Below are 538 nucleotides of genomic sequence, written 5' to 3'. Positions count from 1 at the left end.
TAGAAGAATATAAGCCAGCTTATCATGCGGTAGTGAAAACTTCAGTTGCTAAAAGCAAGTATTTTAGTGAAGAGCGTCTTCACCTACGTAAAACATTATCACTTATTAATGATTATCGAAACCAAATTGAATCGATAGAGATATCTAAAGCAAAAGATATTACTTATTATGATTATATTTATACAGGGCGTTGGGATTCTAGAGATATAACACTTAGTTGGACTGAAACAAAAACCTATTTAAATCAGGGGTATATTGAAATCCCCATGAGTGAAGAAGAGAAGCGAAAACATCTAGAAGAAAAAAACGATCCTAAAACAAATAAAACAAATATCTTTTATAAAGATGTTCGAGCATTTCGATTAGAGAATACTATTGTACAAGCTACTAAAGAAAAAATTGCGAAAGAACGAGCTAAATATGATAATTTACTTGATTTGGAAAAAGAGAGACAGTTTCTTGAGGAAGATAAAGAGGATTACAATGCTATTTTGGAGTCAATATCAAATTTTTCACAAGATTATTTTTATTATTTAAC

Annotated in this window: 1 protein-coding gene; it reads left to right on the top strand. The window is 29.7% G+C overall.

Annotated features, from left to right (window positions below):
* On the top strand, positions 1-538 hold a 538-nt coding region (locus tag H3S73_RS13570), incomplete at both ends, for a hypothetical protein (RefSeq protein WP_198248924.1).

This window comes from Gilliamella sp. B14384G12 (genome assembly GCF_016101825.1).
GTDB lineage: Bacteria > Pseudomonadota > Gammaproteobacteria > Enterobacterales > Orbaceae > Gilliamella > Gilliamella apicola_N.
This window is presented reverse-complemented; position numbering and strand designations above follow the sequence as displayed.